We start from the raw sequence: 4,840 nt of genomic DNA, 5'->3' as shown, positions 1-4,840 counted from the left end.
AAAAAGTGCCATGCCGGTTACAGCCCAGACCATCATTTCCATCGATAAACGGCGCTTTCGTAACGTCACTGTCCCGGTATCAGCGAGACACTCGTCAATGAGTTCAGGAGAAAGGAGATCGGAAAGCGTCGAGAATTCCTGAGGCGTAAAGTGATGAACGATATCGAGAGCCTGACTGAGAAGCATAAAAAAAATCCGTAATCCCTGAGAGATTACGGATTCTTGCAGAACTGCCGGATCGTTCAACCGATCATTTTTGTCTTAACTGATCGGCATTACCGCCAGAGCGAGCCTTTAGATAATCAGATTGGGGATTGCTATGCCGGGTGCCTCCCGGTGATAAGTACCAGCTAATACTTACCGCTTGAGACCGATTCTGGGAGTGCAGCTGTCGCCCCTCCGCATAGGGGGATTCATAGCAATGATTTCATAATAGCAGGTTGACTTGACGCCTGGGGCTTCAACTGAATAAATCCAATAAGCCCAACCCGGAATTAGGCTTCCCTTCCCAGAGTGAAGTTTTGAAAAATGTCCTTCAGCACAGGTAGGGTGGCTATGCATTAGAAATTGCTATGCCGGGTGCCTCCCGGTGATTCAGAAAAGTCACAATCTGAATCGCTTCAGTCTTTCACGTGCCCTGTGGCTTAGCCCCTCCGCTTAGGGGGATTCATAGCAATATTCTCATATTAGCAGGTCGCCGGAACGCCGGGTGCCTCCCGGTGAATGAAGTACAGCTACCTTCATCCGCAAACTTGCGTTGGCTCTTAGCTGATGCCCCGCCGCATAGGGGGATTCGTTCCGACTTTGAAAATGTCTGCGGTGCCGGGTGCCTCCCGGTGAGTAAGTCCAGCCAGCCTTACCCGCTATTAGGCTTGTTGCCACTCAGGAGAGTGATAGCTGTCGCCCCATCGCTTAGAGGGATTCACCGCATTGATAACAATCTAGAACATAAGACAAAAATAATAAACCCTGACGCATTTGGCGATCGCGTATTCCTCATTGGAACCCTAGGAAGCTTTACGCAAACAAAAAGCCCCTTCGGTTAAGAAGGGGCTTCCGGCCTGATATGCGAGATGAAAGATTGGACTAGCGAATGAAACACATCAGTCGATTTATTTTTAACAAAAACTCTTTTTTTGAAGTCAAGAATCTTAATTGAAAAAGGCACCACCTGAGTAGTGCCCTGAATTTGGTGCGCCCGTTTATCGTCAATGATTGGGTAACAATCCATCGTTAGATGTGGCGCATTGAGATGATACACAATCAATACTAGCTGCATTCATCAGCATTTCAACATTGATAGTGTTTTACAACGTACAGGAGAGCTAAGTAGTTTCCATCTATCAATATCGTAGTTAAGCCGTGCTGGCACAAATCCGGAATAAGCTAACTGAATTTACCGCCTGACAGAATCATCGATGTATAACGTCAGGAATTCGAAAAAACGACGTCAAAAGCTTTGATTAAGAATGTGCTTAAGGTATTTGAACTGATTACGCGTATATTACTCAGCGGGTACTACCCAATCTCTTGAAGAAACTTGAATTTTTATCCCGGAACTTATCATTTCGGGATCTTTTTTTTCAAAAAGGCCCACCGAAGTGAGCCATGCTTTGCTGAAGCATTATGGCTTATCTGCGGTGCCGCTCGTTAGACGGTGAGTAAGGTACAGTCCCCTTACCCGCTTGCTCAGACAGCCCTCCAGAGCTTTGACTGTTGCCACGCCGCTAGACGTGATTCACCGCATTAAACCCAGCATATAGTTAAGCATTACTTAAGTGAAGTTTTTTATCTTAATTATATGACCTGACACCTGACGCTTATACGTTTTTTCAGGCATTCATGAGATGGAGAGGTCCGCCGTCAAGGAATTTAACCCCGTCCTCTGGCATTAGAGCCAGCGCTCTTTCCAATAAGCTAACGGCGGATTAATTGACATGCCGGATTACTATCAAAGGATGATTTAAGCCAGCAGACAACGAAAGCATTATAGTCGCTACAGCGCCGGGTGCCTCCCGGTAGGCTCGTAAACAATCAACAACACCCGCATGTTAACGCACTTCGATTGTTCTGCCCCTCCGCTCAGGGGGATTCGTTGTAGCTAAGAGAATTTAGCATTCGATTGAAACTATATGATTTTAGTAAATAAAAAAAACACCTACGGCTGGTAACCGTGGCGCTTTTAATCACTCACTTATGATGGAACTGCTCAGTCCGCTTTGCTTCCCGAGCGTAAAGTGAATATGCCAGGTCGCATGCCCTTTGTCTTTAGCTATTCGTGCCATCAATTCTCTTCACTCCTTATTTTAGGGAATTAAATTCTCCATTTCGAGTTTGATCGCATAAAACATTTCCCCCTCAAGAATATCCAGCACCCATTCCATTCTGTTGCGGGCTTCCTTAGTGCTGATACCCGTGAAATAGATCATGGATGCGCGGGCCCATCAAGAGATCGAAAGCATCCTGCCCGATTTTCTTAATCAGGTTTGGCGTGTAGTTTTCGATGTTTCCTGAGAGATGTTGATTGCAGGGAACGCACTGCTTATGGCAGTTGGTTTCGTCATAACGTGTGGCCGGCGATGCCCCGCGAGTGCGGTAATGACCAGCGTCATATTTTCCATCGTGAAAGCGACCGCAGCTTATGCATGGATCGTCGGCGTCGCGTGTGCGGATAAACTCGTTGAAGGCGGCTTGAGCTTGTTTGTGAAAGTGGCTGAGGGGCTTAAGTGCTAACTTGCGGATCTTGAGGTGACGTTTTTCCTGCTGTGCTTCTATCTTCCTGACCTGCTCCTGCTGCTGTATTCGTTTCTTTCTGGCTGCTGTTGTGAGTTGCTTTATCAGTTCGTCCTGGTGCTCTTCGCTACACTACCACTGATAAAGAGTAAGAGGCTTATAGCGCTTTTTGCATATTCGACATTTACGCACCTTTGGTGCTTTCCTTTCTTCAGGCATTGCACCTCTCCTTATTGCGGTCATCATAATATCTGACGTCGTCGCCCTTGAGCGGCATAAGGTATATGGATGGGAAAATACACCAGCCATAATTTCTGAAATCTCTTAGCGAGACGTACATTTTGCCAACACATACAATGTCACCGACACACAGCCAGCCGCCTGTGTTAGAGGGCATTTGTCCAAGGGTACCATCTGGAGCGTTAAAAAATTCTCCAGCCTCGAACCAACTCAGTAATGTTACAGACTTGCCGACATTCTCTGGATTCACTGAGTCAATCACCAAGGCAACGCAACCTGCTTCAAGTCCTGATTTCATCAGATTTTCTCCACATGATAACATCTGGCCCTAATTCATATTCATACGGACCCGGAAGTTTTAAAGCTATTACAGAGAAAACGTGGTGAATTATGACGCTTCGTCTGTGCGATCCTTATGCGCGTAATCGGGCCAATATTTATTGAAGATGATTTCTGATACCTTCAGCTTTAGCCCAAGCGAGTGGGCCTTACCTGTAACAGCTGACACCGATTTATTTATCGCGGCTGCCATAACGGGCATAGGAACCTTTCCGGCGACGCGCTCGATGTAAGCCAGATCCTTATCTGACCATGTTTTCTTAGGCATTTTGATTGTCCTTTAGTTTTTGATATTCGCTACCGTGCGGAATGGTCAGCGCCAGCCGGAACTGCGCGCACCACTGCTCAACCTGATTGAGGAAGAAGTGCATATCTCCTGTATCAAGGCTGGATGTATGGCGTGGTTCATAGGAGGTGACTTTCTCGCCGGTAACGAAGTCGGTATAGGTAATCTCTTCGCAGCCAAGGTAAGTGCGTTTGAGGTTGCGCTTTACCCAATCAGGTGTGGCGTCGATACGACCAAACTAGATGAGGTATTCACTGATTTCGCCAAACCACATATGGATGAGGCTATTCTGTGAAAGGCTACGTTTTTCTTTCCACGACCTGAGGATTAGCCGGTAGCAGTCGCCAGATTCGAGCAAAGGGAGTAACTGCTGCCCCACGGCGAGGAAGTTCGATTTGTGCAACCGAACCCCACTATTTGAGATGTCGGCCATATAGTTTAATTAGTTTATTTTTAATTTTTTCTTGATTTCCCTAGTGCTTGATTTACTTATCGGTGAGGGTAAGCCCAGGAGTGATCAATGCCCATTGATGATAAGATTCCGGTAATAGCTAAGTAAGCCAATACCAGCGCGAAAATGACAATTGCTGTAATTTCAAGTGATTTCAGAAAATGATGCTTAGCCATAAATATCCCTCTTCAGTTTGTGTGTATTGAGCGTACCTTCTGAAAATAAGATGTTACCGGTAAAGTGCAAGTCAAATTCACACTTTGAAACGTAAAGCAGAACTTATTGATTTTTTGCGTTGCGAACATACCCCGCTCCGCTTTGAGAGCAATCATCGCCATTGGGTTGGTTTTAGGCGTGCCTGCTCATGATTTACCTCGCTTCAGGGTGGCACGCAGCATCGCTACGCCTTCCTGCGCTTTCTCGGTAGTTGATGGGATGGAGAGCTTTAACAGCAGCTTACACGGCTCAGGTATTTCTTCTCCAGCTTCGATGCGCTGTGATGGAGTTGCCCCCGCTAAGACGGACGCGGTTAATTTATAGCCAGCAGCGAACTTCTGTATTCCCTGGGGGACTGCATTTTCAGCCCTTTATGGGGATGCCAGTTATTATAGTCTTCCATCCAATCCGTCAGTTTTCCCATCACTGTCATGGCTAAATCGCCACTGGTTTAACAGACACCTCTGAGTCATTTATGATGACTTAAAGAGAGGTGCCCATGAGCGGTAAGCGTTATCCTGCAGAGTTTAAAATTGAAGCAGTCAAACAGGTTGTTGAGCGTGGTCATTCTGTTT

The 4,840-nt window shown here is 46.4% G+C and carries 4 protein-coding genes, 1 tRNA gene and 3 pseudogenes; 1 reads left to right on the top strand and 7 read right to left on the bottom strand.

Annotation, left to right across the window (positions count from 1 at the left end; genetic code table 11):
• The 7 genes and pseudogenes from FD744_RS25110 to FD744_RS25800 all read right to left on the bottom strand — a co-directional run.
• A partial coding sequence (locus FD744_RS25110) for a transposase domain-containing protein (protein ID WP_202403727.1) occupies positions 1-186 on the bottom strand: 186 nt, incomplete at its 3' end.
• A gap of 1,670 nt (positions 187-1,856) precedes the next feature.
• A tRNA-OTHER gene (locus FD744_RS25105) sits at positions 1,857-1,927 on the bottom strand.
• 509 nt (positions 1,928-2,436) lie between these two features.
• Positions 2,437-2,952 (bottom strand): annotated as a pseudogene (locus tag FD744_RS25100) (recombination protein NinG); the annotation flags it as partial.
• The gene (locus tag FD744_RS25095; RefSeq protein ID WP_160870010.1) at positions 2,945-3,271 is read right to left on the bottom strand and encodes a hypothetical protein; all 327 of its coding nucleotides are present in this window, start codon (positions 3,269-3,271) and stop codon (positions 2,945-2,947) included. The gene FD744_RS25095 and the pseudogene FD744_RS25100, both read right to left, overlap by 8 nt.
• Before the next feature lie 90 nt (positions 3,272-3,361).
• Complete coding sequence (locus FD744_RS25090; protein ID WP_160870008.1) at positions 3,362-3,580, bottom strand: hypothetical protein; 219 nt, start codon at positions 3,578-3,580, stop codon at positions 3,362-3,364.
• A pseudogene (locus FD744_RS25085) lies at positions 3,573-4,031 on the bottom strand (YbcN family protein). The gene FD744_RS25090 and the pseudogene FD744_RS25085 overlap by 8 nt, the downstream one beginning before the upstream one ends.
• Before the next feature lie 547 nt (positions 4,032-4,578).
• Positions 4,579-4,701: pseudogene (locus FD744_RS25800) on the bottom strand (integrase core domain-containing protein); the annotation flags it as partial.
• A 63-nt stretch (positions 4,702-4,764) separates the two neighbouring features.
• Here FD744_RS25800 and FD744_RS25795 point away from each other — a divergent pair.
• Positions 4,765-4,840: transposase (locus FD744_RS25795; protein WP_237449432.1), on the top strand; the 76-nt coding region annotated here is incomplete at its 3' end.

Origin of the sequence: Pantoea sp. Taur (genome assembly GCF_009830025.1) — a bacterium.
Taxonomy (GTDB): Bacteria; Pseudomonadota; Gammaproteobacteria; order Enterobacterales; family Enterobacteriaceae; genus Pantoea; species Pantoea communis.
The sequence above is the reverse complement of the archived record's forward strand: the minus strand, read 5'-3'. Positions and strand labels throughout refer to the sequence as shown.